The organism is Lactobacillus sp. UMNPBX17 (assembly GCF_002553735.1).
Classification (GTDB): domain Bacteria; phylum Bacillota; class Bacilli; order Lactobacillales; family Lactobacillaceae; genus Lactobacillus; species Lactobacillus gallinarum.
The window spans coordinates 1-13,789 of record NZ_PCYT01000043.1 but is presented as its reverse complement, the minus strand read 5'-3'; the positions used below and the strand labels follow the sequence as shown (position 1 = coordinate 13,789).

Genomic DNA, 13,789 nt, shown 5'->3' with positions numbered 1-13,789 from the left:
CAACGGACGAGCCAAAACAATTTCTGATGCAGAATAATCAGCATGTCGAGCACCTTCCAACCATCTTTCCGCATTATTTTCATCTTTCAACCATTTGCTTTCAGGCTTAACCAGCTCGTCAAAAATGACATTACCAATTTGATCTACTGCACCGATGCCAACAGTAACAAGCCCATGGTCACTTGTGTAGTAATCCTGCCAAATATACAGCTCTGTGATCTTAGTTGCCTTTGTAGCATCATAATAAATCGCAGTAGCACTGCAACTGCCATTAGTCCACAATTCGACCCCTTTGCCACTTGGCATTAATCCCTCTTCGGCTAATTGCTTCTTAGTTTTATAATTAGCATATTTTTCATGCTTGGTTTTGATTTCCATAATAGCCCCCTTAGATAGCAAACAGATGTTCGTATATTTACCATTTTACCCTAATAAAAAGACAAAGAAAAGCATTTTTTAATAAATTGTTTTATGGATATAGTGGTAAGCACTCCTCAATGGGGCAAGTCTGCTCTCCGCCGGCTACACTCCTACGGAGTTCCGCATCGGCTCAAGCAGCCAAGCCCCAAAGTTCCGTGCTTACCACTATATCCACCTATACCACTTACTTATCATTAAAATGATGATTTTAACGATAGCGCACAAATATGCACTATTTCAGTATTCAAACTGCAACTAAAAATATCCTTGTGAAAATAAAACCGTATAGAAAAAGAGAACCCCGTCATTACAGGATTCTCTTTTTTGTTTTTTCAAAACTTCACAATTATACCAATTATCAAAAGCTAGATAAACATTGTAAATTACAATAACAAAATTTACATTCCACGTGAGTTAAATAAACGCATGTTGCTGGTAAATCATAAGAAAACAAACAACAATATTTACATTTCTCATAGGATAAATATCTATCTGTATAATACTACAAAACAAAAAAGGCAGCCAACTTGGCTGCCCCGAAAACGTGAATGAAATAAACCTTCACATTTATCATATTACTTCACTAATAGTATAGCATGCAAAAATCATTTAATCATGTAAAATCTATCGACTTCAACAATTACATCAGCTTTATTCCCTGCATTGTTTTTCTCTTTAAGATATAAATGATATGCCATTAATAAGTCGGCTAATGAATATTTATCACTAAGCACATGTGCTACCGGATAAATATTAGTCCAGTTATCCATTTGAGATGTCAATAAAACAAAATTTCTTTGGGATTCAGGTAGTACATTTATGCTTTTCTCAATGGCTTCGGAATCTCCATTATTTCCATTCCTATAACATTCATGATACTTCTGCATAGATTCTATAGCATTTTTTATTAAATTCATTTTTACTTCCTTGCAATCATTTAAGACCGTAATACATTTATTTAACAAAATTCTTTAATACATCTTGAGTATTTAAATGTGTCAGAAATATCTGGATCTTTTTATTCTTATCTAATAGATAATCTTTATCAAGATCCAAAAACACTTCTGTATTAGTCTTCCCTGCCGTAGGCATAATAAGAGAATTATACGTTTTAGATGCTTTTTTATATAGAAGAATATGATATACAAATTGTTTAGTATCTAATTTATCCAATTTCGTATAATACTTTGAATCAAAAATATATTGCTCATTATTATTCTTATCTAAATAATAATGATCCGGATATAATTTATGATCCAAATGGGCATCATCATAATGTTTAATCGTATACTTCTTAAATTCTCCGGCTAATCGATTACCATCAAACTTTAAATAATCTTCTCCATTATTATTTTTAGCTATCCCTGAAAAGTATTTATTCAAGTACTTCTCAACAGCTCTTTCCCATATACCATCATAACTATAGTATTTAATATCTTTTGCATTAGTTCCATCGTTATTAAGACCTTGATAGAATTGAATCAGATTATCAACTAAATGTTTATAGATATCTTTAAATACTTTAGGTTTGATACTATATAACTTCTGAACAATAGCCGCATAATTACCGTTTAGTGGACATGTAGTTCCTCTCACAGCAAGCTCTGAAAACTTAGGCAAAAACAAGAATTGACCATATAAGCTAAAAGTATAATTTATTGCAAAAACCATACAGTCAGTAATAAATGTCTCTGTATAATTTCTATCTTCAATATAAAAGGGCAAGAACAGTAAATTTTCCTTGCTAATAACCTTACTGGACCGCGAAATAGTCTTCTTCCAAGCTATTTTACCTTTATATCCTTTTTTGAAAATTTTATTTTTAACATTATATAATCCATAATTTCGATAATAATTATAAATTTCATTAAATGCTTGAAATGCAAAACTAGTATTAATATCAGAATCATTCTGATAATCAGAATAATGCGGATTGAGCCTGTAAGAAATAATAGTATTAATTATTAACTTAATATGATTAATCTTCTCATCCATTGGAAGAGCGTTAAATTCTTGAAGTTTTATATAGTGCTTCGGAAAAGAAACAAGTACGGCATTATCATTAAAAACAACACCAGTAAAATCACTAGTCTGAATAATTTTATTGTGCTTTTTAATCTTATTAGTATCCTGAAAACCTAGATTAAAATTGGATGCTATCTTACTTGAAATAGGCTGTCCATCCTCTACAGCAATAATTTTAAGATCATTCCATTTGATCATTATCATCACCATTTTCAAATAATTTCAAAAAATCATTTGAAAAGATCTGTTCCTTATTGAATTTAGAATATAGAGCTGAAAAACTATGAATATTTGGCTTAAACAATGTCTGTTGTGGGTTAATGGCCACATCTTGCCATAGATAATGCAGCAGTTTATCTCTAAGTAGCTTCTGAACAACGTCTTGAGTCGTATCATTTCCATCAGGGAATTTGATGAAATATGCACCGATTTGCTTATCTTCCGTTAATTCCAATTCATTGACAATGTAGTCATCTAAATTGGTGAAGAAAGTCTTCCAGTCAGTAGGTTTATCCAATCCTTTGATCTCAATAATTGGATTATTTTCAAAATTGCCGGTTACTACTGTTGGTGTGTATTTCCATGAGAATCTGCGTTTAAACGCTGTGTCCATTGCAAAAACGTTTTGATCACTGGTGTTAACAGTACCTACGATGTAAAGATTGGATGGAATATATACCTTATGTTCCGGATCCTTCCAAATGTGATCAGCAATCAGATCATTGTTAATGCTGTATTCACTTCTACCATTTGAATCTCTGTCCAATAGTTGAAAAATATCGCCAAATACGCCTGCTACATTGGCTCTACTCATCTCTTCAAGGATAAGTACTACAGGATCAGAATAGCGTTCATATGCTCTCTGAAGGGCTTCAGTGAATACTCCTGGTTTGAAGTCGTATGTAATATCATCTTTACCTGATGAATTTTCCTTTACAGTGGGCTGTAATTGTCCCACGAAGTCAGAATATTCATATTCTGGATGAAGTGTAGTTCTAAATACCAGATCGTTATCATCCTGCGGATCGTAATCTTCAACCCCAATTTCTTTAACATAATCAGTAATACCATATGATTTACCGGTACCTGGGGCACCATAGAAGATTACATTTTCACCGCCTGTACGAGTCTCTGCGGCCGATACTTCAGGTAGATTATCATCAACATCAGAATTGCTATTAAGAGTTTCCTCTACTACCTTATACGTATCTCGATACAACTTATTATCTACTAGTTTTCCGCTATCTGTTTCCGCAGTAGCAATATATCGTATGAGGGTATGAATATCTGAACGGGACTGTACAACATTAAAGGTTGAGTAAACAGTTGATACCCAAAAGTCATTTCTATCTACAGTCTTGGCGCCACCCCAAGTAGAATACTCTGTCGTAAATTCTAAGATCTTATCAGCATTCTTAGGATCATGAACCTTGTTATGAATGCTATCTACTAAGAATCCTGTCTTCTTATCTCTTGCTTCTTTAGCTACAACATCAGTTTCTGAATCACAGTCCTTAAGCAATTCTTTGACGACACTTTGATACCCCCATAAGATACCCACATATTTATATGCATAGCATGCTAATAGCAGTGCAGATAATGATGTAAAAACATAGCTGCCATTTGTCTTTATAAGGATGTTACTAGTGCCTTTATAAAAAATCATCGTTTCCGGATGTTTTAAATTATTGCCCGCAGTTTGCCATTCAGCCTGTAGCTCTGGAGTAAATGTTTTAACGTTGCCAAGTCTTTCAATGATGTGTTCATTATTAAATGCTTCCATCACTGTTTTTCTGTATTCACTTATCTTAGGAAGTTTATCTAACAATTCATCGCAGGTCTCACTCATGGATCTATTCCTCCATTTCTTTTCCATAAATATAACACAAATGAATTGACAGAATCTCCTTTTAAATGTATTGTGTCATTTATAGGACATAATGTCCGGATTTAAACCGGGTTTACGTAAAAAGGAGATTACAAATGAATAGCGCAGATGCAATAAGAGAGAAGCGTGAACGGCTTCATATGACACAAAAAGAACTTGCCGACGCAGTAGGCCTAGGCAAGTTCGGAGACAGAACTATTAGACGTTGGGAAAAGGGAGAATCAGATCCTAAGCCCCTTGAAGTGAAGGCTATTCTTAACTTCCCTGAAACAGCGCCATTTAAAAATCCTGAACACGCAAAGTACAGTATGATCGACCTTTTTGCAGGTATCGGTGGTACCAGATTAGGATTCTATCAAACAAATAAAGTTAGGAACGTATTCTCAAGTGAATGGGATAAGTTCTCTCAAAAAACTTATTATGCTAATTTCGGTGAACATCCTGAAGGAGATATAACCAAGATTGATGCCAAGGATATCCCAGACCACGACATTCTTGTTGCAGGATTCCCTTGTCAGGCATTCTCACAAGCCGGAAAGAAGTTAGGTTTTGAGGATACCCGAGGCACCTTATTCTTTGATGTAGCTAGAATTCTTAAAGAAAATCGTCCAGCTGCATTCCTTCTTGAAAATGTTAAAAACCTAAGATCACACGATCACGGTAGAACATTTAAGGTAATTATGAATACCTTAAATGACCTTAATTACTCAGTCAGCTACGCATTATTTAAAGCTAGAGACTTTGGTGCACCTCAAAATAGAGAAAGAATATATATAGTAGGTTTTAACAAAGACAAGGTTAAAAATCCTGAAGACTTCAAGTTTCCAGTCCCACCTAAGCCTAAGACTAGAGTAGGCGATATTTTGGAGGATTACGTTGATCCAAAATACACTATCTCTGATAGATTATGGGCTGGCCACCAAAGACGTAAGAGAGAAAACAAGGCAAAAGGAAAGGGCTTCGGTTATTCATTAGTAAATGCCGACAGCCCTTATACCAACACTATTTCTGCTCGTTATTATAAAGATGGTAGTGAAATTTTAGTTGAACAAAAAGGCAAGAATCCACGTAAGGTTACACCAAGAGAAGCCGCACGACTTCAAGGTTTTCCTGAGAACTTCATCATTCCAGTCTCAGATACTCAGGCATACAAGCAATTCGGTAACTCTGTTTGTGTATTAGCAATCCATGCAATTGCAGAAAACATCATTGCATTCCTTGATAAGAATTACGAGAAATAATTAATCTTCCTTATTATTCTCGTTGTCAATCTTCCCACGAATATGCCACATAACAATCTGAGCATAATATTCAGGATCTTTGAGCACTTTCTTTGACCAAAATCTAAGGACGGTCCAGCCGTCCTTTTTTAATTGCTCATTTACTTTTTGATCATGCCGCATATTGCCTTCAATTTTGTTTATCCAAAATTCTCGGTTTCGCTTTAATCTTGCTTTATGCTTTGCCCAATGATGTCCATGCCAAAACTCACCATCAATAAAAACAGCAATCTTATACTTGGTAATTGCGATATCCGGCTTACCTATTAAAACTTTGTAATTAGTTCTGTATCTCACGCCATATTTCCATAAAAGTTTACGAAGAATTACTTCGTCTTTTCCATTTTTGGTATGAACACGAGACATCTGTTTACTTTTCTCTGGAGTTGTTTTCAATTTATACTTCATAATCTACTGCCACAAAGTAATATTTTCATTCATTATAACAACTTTTCTAGCTCATTAAATCTGTTATAATGAATGAGTAAATAAAAAAATATATGAAAAAAGCACCTTCGCTGTTTTGGCCGACAAGAAGTTGCTTTGATCTTTTTTTCTTCAATTCGTAATGTATTATATCCCAAAAAATGATATAGTGCAAAATTCTAATTTGAAAATAAAGACATCAACAAGCTCTTCTATGAGTGTGCTTTTTTCGTACAAATTCATAGGAGGGCTTTTATTATGCCAACAAACGGATTCTACAACGTCAATGAAGTTTACACTGAGAAGTATTATCAACTGCCTCAGTGGCTCTTTACAAACGAAAAATACAAGGATTTGAGCAACAATGCACGCATTGCTTATGCACTATTAAAGGACCGCAATCGCTACTCTATCAAGAATCATTGGTTTGATGCAGACGGCAATATTTATTTTATTTTCACTAATAAGACATTAGCAGATATGCTAAACGTCACTGAACGAACTATTACGTCCGTTAAGAAAGAATTAGTGACTCACAGACTTCTTTACATTAAGAAAATGGGTTTTGACAATAAGATCAAGCAAAACCTTCCTAGCAGATTATATTTGCTTAAACCAGTACTATCTGCAGAAGAAGTTTACAACAATATGATCCAAGAAGAGGTCTCAGCCTTACAGCCACGCGGACAGGAAAATATTTCCTCTCCGGCACAAGTGCCTTCAGCCTTACAGCCACGCGGACAGGAAAATATTTCCTCTCCGAAAAATGAGGCCTCAGCCTTACAGCCACGCGGACAGGAAAATATTTCCCTATATCTAGAAAATAATAATCTAGATACTAATAAGATACATAAAGATACTCAATTAGATTTTTCATCAAAAGAATATTCGACCAAAGAAATTAATGAGCAAAACAGAGATCTAATTAAACATGCGAAGGAATATTACACTCAGACTGATACTAATGATAAAGTAATCCTTAATTCTAAAGCACTTAATTTACTAGCTATGTGGGTCAGAACTCCGCAGGAGCTCAATAGAGTGGTCAGAATTATTTTAAATGCTCGTAATAGTGTATTAACCCAATTGCAAGAAAAGGGCGTTAAAAACGCTGAATATATCCTCAGAATTGATGGGAATCAACAACAAGATCCAGAAGAGCTAAAAGCACTCAAAGAATTAGGAATTGAAACAGATAAGTTACAAAACGAAATTACTAATACTCTTCGAAGAGTATTGAATGCAATGCGCAGAATGTCAGATAATGGAACTGACTTTAACACTGAGAATTATCTGTTCGGTGCATTTAAGCGCATGTTTGCAGATTATGCAGAAAAGGTAATTGAAAAAAGAGAAAAGCTACAAATTGAATGGAACTAGTGCAAGCATTAATGTGCATTAGTGCAAAAATAGAGGAATATTTATGTCTAAGAAAATGTACACTGTTGCTGATATAGCAAAGATTACCGGATATAATCGGTCAACGGTTACTCGTTGGTTGGATAAGCAAAAAATCAAAAATGCACAGATGCAAGGCAATGCACCTTTATATGATGCACAGGTCTTGGATAAGTTTAAGAAAACGCATAATAGCAAGCAAAGCAAAGAATCTAAGCAAGATAAGACTGATAAGCTTATTGCAGAAAAAGATGCACGCATTAGTGCACTCACAGATGAAATTGAACTGCTGAAAAGTCAATTAAAGGTTAAAGATGATCAAATAAGAGTTGCTAATCAATTAGCTGACCAGGCACAAAAATTAAATCTTGCAGATAAACCTCAGCTTACTCATTCTGCAGAAGTAGAAGAAAAGAAAAATGTGACTCCGGACACTTCTGATGATAAAAAGCAAACAGAAAAAGCTGAAGAAGAACACAAGAGTTGGATCAGCAAATTATTTAGAAAATAGCATCTATTCATTTTAATTATAGCGTTGCATATATTATAACTATTTGGTATAGTATTAGTACATCAGGAAAGACATAAATTTATATAGAAAAGAAATTAAGCAATGATGAATCGATCGAAGAAAGAAGTCGAGAAAGCATCATTGCTTTTTTTGATGCTTTCGCAAGTTATTTAGTAACTTATATGGAAACAAATTAAAAAAGCGAAAATTTAATAAATTTGAGTATTGTTTTAAGAAATCAGTACCAGACACCTCAACTATCAATCTATACATAAGGAGGAAAAGTGAATGAAATTTGAATTAACAGAACAATCTGTTCAATTTACTTTTGGTAACAAGCGATACAAGAACGGTTTAGCAACTAAGTCTTACGCTAACGTTAAGAAGGAAACACCTGCTGACAAGCTTAAATTAGTTGGTCAAACAATCGCTAATTTGCAAGAAGATAGTCTTGACGACGTAATCTTAGTGCAAAAACAACGCGTTATTGATGTCGCTGAATAATTAAATATTAGATAGAAAGAAGGAATGAAGAATGGCTATTAAAACTACTAAAACTCTTAGACTTAGTTTCCGCAGTTCAGAAGGCAAGTCAACTTCTATGATCTTAGCAAACGCTGCTGACAACTTGCCAGCAGACAAGGTTAAGGATGCGATGAACAAGATTTCAGGCGCCAATGTCTTTGAAAAAGATGGCGTTGCTATCTACGCAGAACCTACTGCTGCTAACTACATTGAGCGTACTGTTACTCCAGTTTTTGATGATTCAGAAGCTGAAGTAAAGGACGCTGAATAATTGTCTTAAAGGGGAAGGGATTAAGTTCCCTTCCTCTTTTTTGTTTAAGGAGTAAAAATGAACAAATATCTTGAATTAGTAGGATATGCACGTCCTGTTTATCGCAAGTGTGAGCTATGTAAGCGAGTAAAAGACGTTAATTATCGTTTAGATGTCAAAAATGCTGAATCATCGGTAATGCTTGTTGGAAGTCTCGACTTATGCAAGCACTGTGCGGCGAATATGGGCGAAATTATCCAAAAGGAGGATTAATGAACATAACCCAAGAAATCGTTAAATACATGCTAGAACAGGCCTCAGGCGTGGTAATTGCACTAATGTTGATCTGGCGAATTGAGGCTAAATTAGACGGATTAACATCAGCAATTATGCATTTATCGGATGCTAAAACTAGCAAATAGACACACGACCAATTTCTATATTTATGCAAAAGCTAATAAATGAGTTTATCGAAGACCAACGCCTGGAAGGTAAGGCTGGCGGTACTTTAAGGGAATATAAGCAACGATTAGAAGAGATTGAGACCTATCTCAACAATAAGAACTTAACTATACAAAATACAAAAAAGGCAGATTTATCAGATTACACTAAGACACTTTTTAAAAAGCGTCAGAAAATCACGACAATCAGAGGAAAATTATCGACTTTTAGGATATTTTGTTTATGGGCATTTAAGAAAGGCTATATAGCCGAAGTGATAATCAGTCCGGACGACTATCCAAAAAATGTCAGCGTCAATCGAGTAAAAAGATTAACGAATGAAGAATTACGCATTTTTAAAGCATATATTGAAAACTTGCAAGAGAATGCCAGAGCTGCCTTTTGGCTTCTGTATGGATCAGGCTGTCGTGTAGCTGAAGCTGCGCATCTTAGACCTGAAAACGTAACTCTTCGAGGAAAATCAGTTTTTATCGATATTAAAGACGCAAAATGGGGCAGTGATCGATGCATACCTATTATCAACGAAGAAGCCGCCAAGATCGTATGGAAGTATCGAAGCGAGCTTGAAATTGATAATCGACCGCTATTTAGGCTATCTAAGAGAACATTACAAGGATATGCCACTCAATTTGCAAAAGACACTGGCATAAATTTCCACTGTCACTTGCTGAGACACACCTTTGCGGCGCTTTTAACTGAAAAAGGCGTGCCCCTAACAACGATACAGTATCTCTTGGGACACAAGAGTTTAGGAATGACAGCTCATTATGCTCAATCAGCATTAGTAGATCTGTCAGACATTACACCAGAAATATAATTTTTATAAGGGAGAAAAAGAAGATGAACGACATTAAGATTTTAGGAAGATTAACTGACACACCAGAAATTAAGAGATCAGCATCAGGCCGTGATTATGCATGGTTTACTGTAGCTGTACCTAGACGTAACAATCGCGATGAAGCTGACTTTATCCGTTGTGTTGCTTTTGACAAGCTGGCAGCTGCAATTGTTAAGCATTGCGGAAAAGGTCGTCAGGTACTGTGCAATGGGCGCTTACAAGTCTCAACTTCAATCGACGATGATACAAAAAGAATTAGATATCATCATACAGTCGTAGTATCCGGAACTCATTTCTTACATGATCCAAACAGAAACAATGCTGCGGAATCTGCGATGGCTGCATAATAATTTTTAAACTTAGAGGGCTGTCAACGGTAATCGCAGGTGCAAAGCACCGAGAATTAAGGAGTTGACGGCCTTTATTACTACCCAAGCTATTAATTAGCAAAACAAAGAAATTGTTTTGCCTGCCTAGCGGCGAGCGTGGGGTTTGGGGCTTGCCCCATGATTATGTATGTATCGCCCCCTATAACTAATAGGGGGGTAGAAAATACAAATGATATATAAAGGATAGAAAATATATGTTATCTGTAATGATTGACTGGCTAGAATTTACAGTCTTGGAATCTCAATTGCCGATGGTACTAAATACAATGGGACTAAAATGGGAAGATTTTTCTCAATTAGCCAAGGGAAGGTTTGGTTATCATAATCAGCTTAAGTGGAATGGTGGCAATCTTTTTATCATGTTTACGGCTAATAGTGATAATAAAGACATTGATATTAATACTAAGATCAATGCCAAATCGGGCGTACATGTAATGCTTACAGGACAAGGCTGTCGCCAATATTCTTCAAAGCAGGACTTAGTATTTTTAATTAAACGTCTGTATTTGTTAAAAAATCGCGTTAATTTTACCAGGATCGACCTCGCCATTGATGATCATGAATCCAAATTACTTGATTATGACCGCATCCATGATTCAGCGATCAAAGGTCACTTCACATCACGTTGGAGTAAGTGGGACGAAGTAGTATCACGTCAAACATCAACTAATGAATACCTCGGACGGACAATGTATTTTGGCTCACAAGCTTCTGATCTTTTTTGTCGAATTTATGATAAATCACTCGAAAGAAAAGCAAATTCCGACGAAGAAGTACCAGGTAAATGGACAAGATTAGAAATTGTTTATCGCAAAGATAGAGCAACAAAACTCGTAGATTTTTTAATAAAAAGCGAAAAACCACTAGGACATGTGCTGAGAGGAACGCTCAGACAGTACTTACGTTTTTTATTACCGTCAACTGACCAAAATAAAGCTAGATGGCCGTCTGCTGAATGGTGGGAATTACTACTAGCAGATGTAGAGAAATTACAACTGACCATAAAAAAAGAGGCTAAAACCATTGAAGATATGACTTCATGGGTAGACAAACAGATAGCCCCGACAATCGCAACTATTTTAAAAGCCCAGGAGGGCGACATGAGTTGGCTAAGGAAAATCATATTAGATGGATCAAACCGATTAAAACAAAAGCATAAAGATGCAATTTATCAATATCTAGGAAAGGAAAAAGCTGCCTAAATGACAACTACTACTGACTTAATCAAAATTACACCGAGAACTGCAACAACACAGAATTATCCACGCTTAGCATTTTGTTCCGCAATTACCCCAGCAACATCTGAACATTACAGCCATCTGCGTGAAGCAGGTATTGATACTGCAAGTATCTGCCTAGGCTTGTCCGGATATAATCACTACAAGTTTTCTGTGATACATACTAACTTGGCACGCCAAGCAGGAATGACTACTCATGCTTTTTATGTAACAGATCTAAATGAGATCACTGATGACTTATATCAACTGTCTAATAGATTCTGTAAATTAGGATATAGTGCTCAATCCAAAATAACCATTTGGGTCACCAGTAACCGGTATATCAAGGATAAGGAAGAACGCATTAATGAATTAATCGATCTTATCTCCCGCTGGCATAACCGTGAATTGATCGATGTTGCTTTTTATAAAAGAGACATTGATGCAGGTATGTATAACCTCTCCAAATTACCTAAGATGATTAATCTAACGATTATCAACTGCAATGCCCTGTCAGCCGGTATTGTTGAAGCTGGTACCTGGATATATACAACTAACATGGGTGATGATACCCAGGTATTAGCCTATGATTACTACGGCTACTATACCGACCACTCTGGTTATCAACTATCCCTAGTGGATACTGATTATATCGTCCAGAAGGGTGATACCTGGCTCTCTATCGCACGTAGACACGGGATTCCAGTTAATGACTTGATGAGCCTAAATCGTGCTGCAGACATTGCGGAAAACCTCTTCGAAGGGCAAGTAGTAAGAATAGCATAATGATATAAAGGAGATTGTCTTATGAATGATGTAAACGTTGAAAACTTGTTTAATATTCCTGAATGTGATGGTTACCTAACATTTGATGCTACCCAATATGAACCTTCTTTGATTGGAATAGATCAAGATTATTACACTCATGCTAAGATCTTAGATACTGAGATCTTGGATATGAATACTATGAAGCATGAATTGAATCTACTAGGTGAAGGTCAGATAGTACGTGGCTTTAAAATTAGTATGTCTAGAATATCCAGTCATGCAATGAACTATGCACGAGTACCTAGCTTAAGTAATTGTCCTGAATACTGTAAAATCGAAGAGATTTACAATGATACCCGATGTCAGCTCTACTGGGCTGCATGGAATATCCTAATAGATGATGCAGACTTCAAAGCAGAATTAGAAGATCTCAAGAAGAAAGTCGCTAAACGATGCGTTGAAGATTATAAATAGTGTGATTAAGCCGCCTTAGGGCGGTTTTTTGCTACGCAAAGTTATTAGGCTGGGGACGACTGTGATGCGGCGATCTCGGCTGCCGAGTTGTCTCAGATCAGCGTGGTTAAGATCCACTCCTAGCATCCTCTAAAATTAATAAAAGCTAGGAGTTAGCTTAGCCCGCTTAGCTGAGACAACTCTACACGCACTCTGTTGACTTTACCGCGAGCAGGAGTCCCCAGCCTAAGCACTACTTGACATATGCGCACATGTTTGCTCCTTAGATGGCTTGCTGCAACCAATTTTTCATATAATGATAATGTTGTACAATAAATACGAAGAGGTGGCTATCTGCTTCTTTACATTTTACCCAAAAAAAGACCAGGCATGTGCCCGGTCTTTTTGATTCATTTAAACAATCATTGCATGATTGATGTCTTCCATTTCTTCATGCCGCGATCCTGGTAATTTTTGAAAAAATCGTCTACTACTTTATCAAACTCTTTGCTCATATGTATCACTTAGAATTACTTATCCATTTTTTGATATGCATGTCTAATTGCATCGGCATAATCGCAAGCCTTATTGCCTTTTAACTTTACATGATAGTGATCTAAGCACTTGCTTAATTTTTGCCATTTATAGCCCACAAAATTACGTTTAACGTCATTATTCTTCCAATCTTCATCAGTATATGCATAAGTCTCATCAACAGCATACATCGGCTCTTTAATAACGTTAGCGAAGAGTTCCATGACATCTACTTCCTGATATTTATTGCGTAAAGCATCAGGAATATTGTGATCAATATTATAGCTGACAAGTGTTTTAACATCTTCTAACTTAGAAACTGCATTGCTTAACTTTTTGCTGACAGTAGCCAACGGACGAGCCAAAACAATTTCTGATGCAGAATAATCAGCATGTCGAGCACCT

General features: G+C 35.8%; 18 protein-coding genes. 12 read left to right on the top strand and 6 right to left on the bottom strand.

Annotated features, from left to right (window positions below):
* The 4 genes from CP368_RS07210 to CP368_RS07195 all read right to left on the bottom strand — a co-directional run.
* On the bottom strand, positions 1 to 378 hold a 378-nt coding region (locus CP368_RS07210; protein WP_143468310.1), incomplete at its 3' end, for a hypothetical protein.
* 647 nt (positions 379 to 1,025) lie between these two features.
* Entirely contained in the window at positions 1,026 to 1,337 is a 312-nt protein-coding gene (locus CP368_RS07205; RefSeq protein ID WP_098045922.1) for a hypothetical protein, read from the bottom strand.
* Between the two features lie 37 nt (positions 1,338 to 1,374).
* The gene (locus CP368_RS07200) at positions 1,375 to 2,643 is read right to left on the bottom strand and encodes an LlaJI family restriction endonuclease (RefSeq protein WP_158227426.1); all 1,269 of its coding nucleotides are present in this window, start codon (positions 2,641 to 2,643) and stop codon (positions 1,375 to 1,377) included.
* On the bottom strand, positions 2,627 to 4,294 hold the full coding sequence (locus tag CP368_RS07195) for an McrB family protein (RefSeq protein WP_233185833.1): 1,668 nt from the start codon (positions 4,292 to 4,294) through the stop codon (positions 2,627 to 2,629). The genes CP368_RS07200 and CP368_RS07195 overlap by 17 nt, the downstream gene beginning before the upstream one ends.
* Positions 4,295 to 4,428: 134 nt before the next feature.
* On the opposite strand from CP368_RS07195, the gene dcm reads away from it, so the two are divergent.
* Positions 4,429 to 5,574 (top strand): DNA (cytosine-5-)-methyltransferase, encoded by a 1,146-nt coding sequence (gene dcm / locus CP368_RS07190; protein WP_098045920.1) that lies wholly within the window; start codon positions 4,429 to 4,431, stop codon positions 5,572 to 5,574.
* Here the strand turns inward: dcm and CP368_RS07185 are convergent, their stop codons facing one another.
* Positions 5,575 to 6,021 (bottom strand): very short patch repair endonuclease, encoded by a 447-nt coding sequence (locus CP368_RS07185; protein ID WP_098045919.1) that lies wholly within the window; start codon positions 6,019 to 6,021, stop codon positions 5,575 to 5,577.
* Between the two features lie 276 nt (positions 6,022 to 6,297).
* Between CP368_RS07185 and CP368_RS07180 the strand changes: the two genes are divergently transcribed.
* The 11 genes from CP368_RS07180 (at position 6,298) to CP368_RS07130 (ending at position 12,871) form a co-directional block, all read left to right on the top strand.
* Positions 6,298 to 7,419 carry a replication initiator protein A gene (locus tag CP368_RS07180; protein WP_098045918.1) on the top strand — a complete coding sequence of 374 codons (1,122 nt, stop codon included), beginning with the start codon at positions 6,298 to 6,300 and terminating at the stop codon, positions 7,417 to 7,419.
* A 43-nt stretch (positions 7,420 to 7,462) separates the two neighbouring features.
* Positions 7,463 to 7,948 carry a hypothetical protein gene (locus tag CP368_RS07175; RefSeq protein ID WP_087363916.1) on the top strand — a complete coding sequence of 162 codons (486 nt, stop codon included), beginning with the start codon at positions 7,463 to 7,465 and terminating at the stop codon, positions 7,946 to 7,948.
* A gap of 288 nt (positions 7,949 to 8,236) precedes the next feature.
* Complete coding sequence (locus tag CP368_RS07170; RefSeq protein WP_098045917.1) at positions 8,237 to 8,452, top strand: DUF1659 domain-containing protein; 216 nt, start codon at positions 8,237 to 8,239, stop codon at positions 8,450 to 8,452.
* A 31-nt stretch (positions 8,453 to 8,483) separates the two neighbouring features.
* Complete coding sequence (locus CP368_RS07165) at positions 8,484 to 8,744, top strand: DUF2922 domain-containing protein (protein WP_199161332.1); 261 nt, start codon at positions 8,484 to 8,486, stop codon at positions 8,742 to 8,744.
* Between the two features lie 57 nt (positions 8,745 to 8,801).
* Positions 8,802 to 8,996: a hypothetical protein gene (locus tag CP368_RS07160; protein ID WP_023060807.1), complete on the top strand. Its 195-nt coding sequence runs from the start codon at positions 8,802 to 8,804 to the stop codon at positions 8,994 to 8,996.
* Positions 8,996 to 9,145, top strand: a complete 150-nt coding sequence (locus CP368_RS07155) for a YvrJ family protein (protein ID WP_369822646.1) — start codon at positions 8,996 to 8,998, stop codon at positions 9,143 to 9,145. Before CP368_RS07160 ends, CP368_RS07155 begins: the two co-directional genes overlap by 1 nt.
* A 23-nt stretch (positions 9,146 to 9,168) precedes the next feature.
* Positions 9,169 to 10,002 (top strand): tyrosine-type recombinase/integrase, encoded by an 834-nt coding sequence (locus CP368_RS07150; protein ID WP_098045916.1) that lies wholly within the window; start codon positions 9,169 to 9,171, stop codon positions 10,000 to 10,002.
* Between the two features lie 23 nt (positions 10,003 to 10,025).
* On the top strand, positions 10,026 to 10,370 hold the full coding sequence (locus CP368_RS07145; protein WP_098045915.1) for a single-stranded DNA-binding protein: 345 nt from the start codon (positions 10,026 to 10,028) through the stop codon (positions 10,368 to 10,370).
* Positions 10,371 to 10,618: 248 nt separating this feature from the next.
* Positions 10,619 to 11,614, top strand: coding sequence for a replication initiation factor domain-containing protein (locus CP368_RS07140; protein WP_233185832.1), 996 nt, complete (start codon positions 10,619 to 10,621; stop codon positions 11,612 to 11,614).
* Entirely contained in the window at positions 11,615 to 12,415 is an 801-nt protein-coding gene (locus CP368_RS07135; RefSeq protein WP_098045914.1) for a LysM domain-containing protein, read from the top strand.
* Positions 12,416 to 12,436: 21 nt separating this feature from the next.
* Positions 12,437 to 12,871: a hypothetical protein gene (locus CP368_RS07130; RefSeq protein ID WP_098045913.1), complete on the top strand. Its 435-nt coding sequence runs from the start codon at positions 12,437 to 12,439 to the stop codon at positions 12,869 to 12,871.
* A 509-nt stretch (positions 12,872 to 13,380) separates the two neighbouring features.
* Here the strand turns inward: CP368_RS07130 and CP368_RS07125 are convergent.
* The coding region (locus tag CP368_RS07125) for a hypothetical protein (protein ID WP_098045912.1) at positions 13,381 to 13,789 on the bottom strand (409 nt) is incomplete at its 5' end.

Bases quoted from the DNA above. Each gene is read 5' to 3' on its own strand.
- CP368_RS07205 (WP_098045922.1), bottom strand. From the start codon at position 1,337: ATGAATTTAATAAAAAATGCTATAGAATCTATGCAGAAGTATCATGAA.
- CP368_RS07200 (WP_158227426.1), bottom strand. From the start codon at position 2,643: ATGATCAAATGGAATGATCTTAAAATTATTGCTGTAGAGGATGGACAG.
- CP368_RS07195 (WP_233185833.1), bottom strand. From the start codon at position 4,294: ATGAGTGAGACCTGCGATGAATTGTTAGATAAACTTCCTAAGATAAGT.
- dcm (WP_098045920.1), top strand. From the start codon at position 4,429: ATGAATAGCGCAGATGCAATAAGAGAGAAGCGTGAACGGCTTCATATG.
- CP368_RS07185 (WP_098045919.1), bottom strand. From the start codon at position 6,021: ATGAAGTATAAATTGAAAACAACTCCAGAGAAAAGTAAACAGATGTCT.
- CP368_RS07180 (WP_098045918.1), top strand. From the start codon at position 6,298: ATGCCAACAAACGGATTCTACAACGTCAATGAAGTTTACACTGAGAAG.
- CP368_RS07175 (WP_087363916.1), top strand. From the start codon at position 7,463: ATGTCTAAGAAAATGTACACTGTTGCTGATATAGCAAAGATTACCGGA.
- CP368_RS07170 (WP_098045917.1), top strand. From the start codon at position 8,237: ATGAAATTTGAATTAACAGAACAATCTGTTCAATTTACTTTTGGTAAC.
- CP368_RS07165 (WP_199161332.1), top strand. From the start codon at position 8,484: ATGGCTATTAAAACTACTAAAACTCTTAGACTTAGTTTCCGCAGTTCA.
- CP368_RS07160 (WP_023060807.1), top strand. From the start codon at position 8,802: ATGAACAAATATCTTGAATTAGTAGGATATGCACGTCCTGTTTATCGC.
- CP368_RS07155 (WP_369822646.1), top strand. From the start codon at position 8,996: ATGAACATAACCCAAGAAATCGTTAAATACATGCTAGAACAGGCCTCA.
- CP368_RS07150 (WP_098045916.1), top strand. From the start codon at position 9,169: ATGCAAAAGCTAATAAATGAGTTTATCGAAGACCAACGCCTGGAAGGT.
- CP368_RS07145 (WP_098045915.1), top strand. From the start codon at position 10,026: ATGAACGACATTAAGATTTTAGGAAGATTAACTGACACACCAGAAATT.
- CP368_RS07140 (WP_233185832.1), top strand. From the start codon at position 10,619: ATGATTGACTGGCTAGAATTTACAGTCTTGGAATCTCAATTGCCGATG.
- CP368_RS07135 (WP_098045914.1), top strand. From the start codon at position 11,615: ATGACAACTACTACTGACTTAATCAAAATTACACCGAGAACTGCAACA.
- CP368_RS07130 (WP_098045913.1), top strand. From the start codon at position 12,437: ATGAATGATGTAAACGTTGAAAACTTGTTTAATATTCCTGAATGTGAT.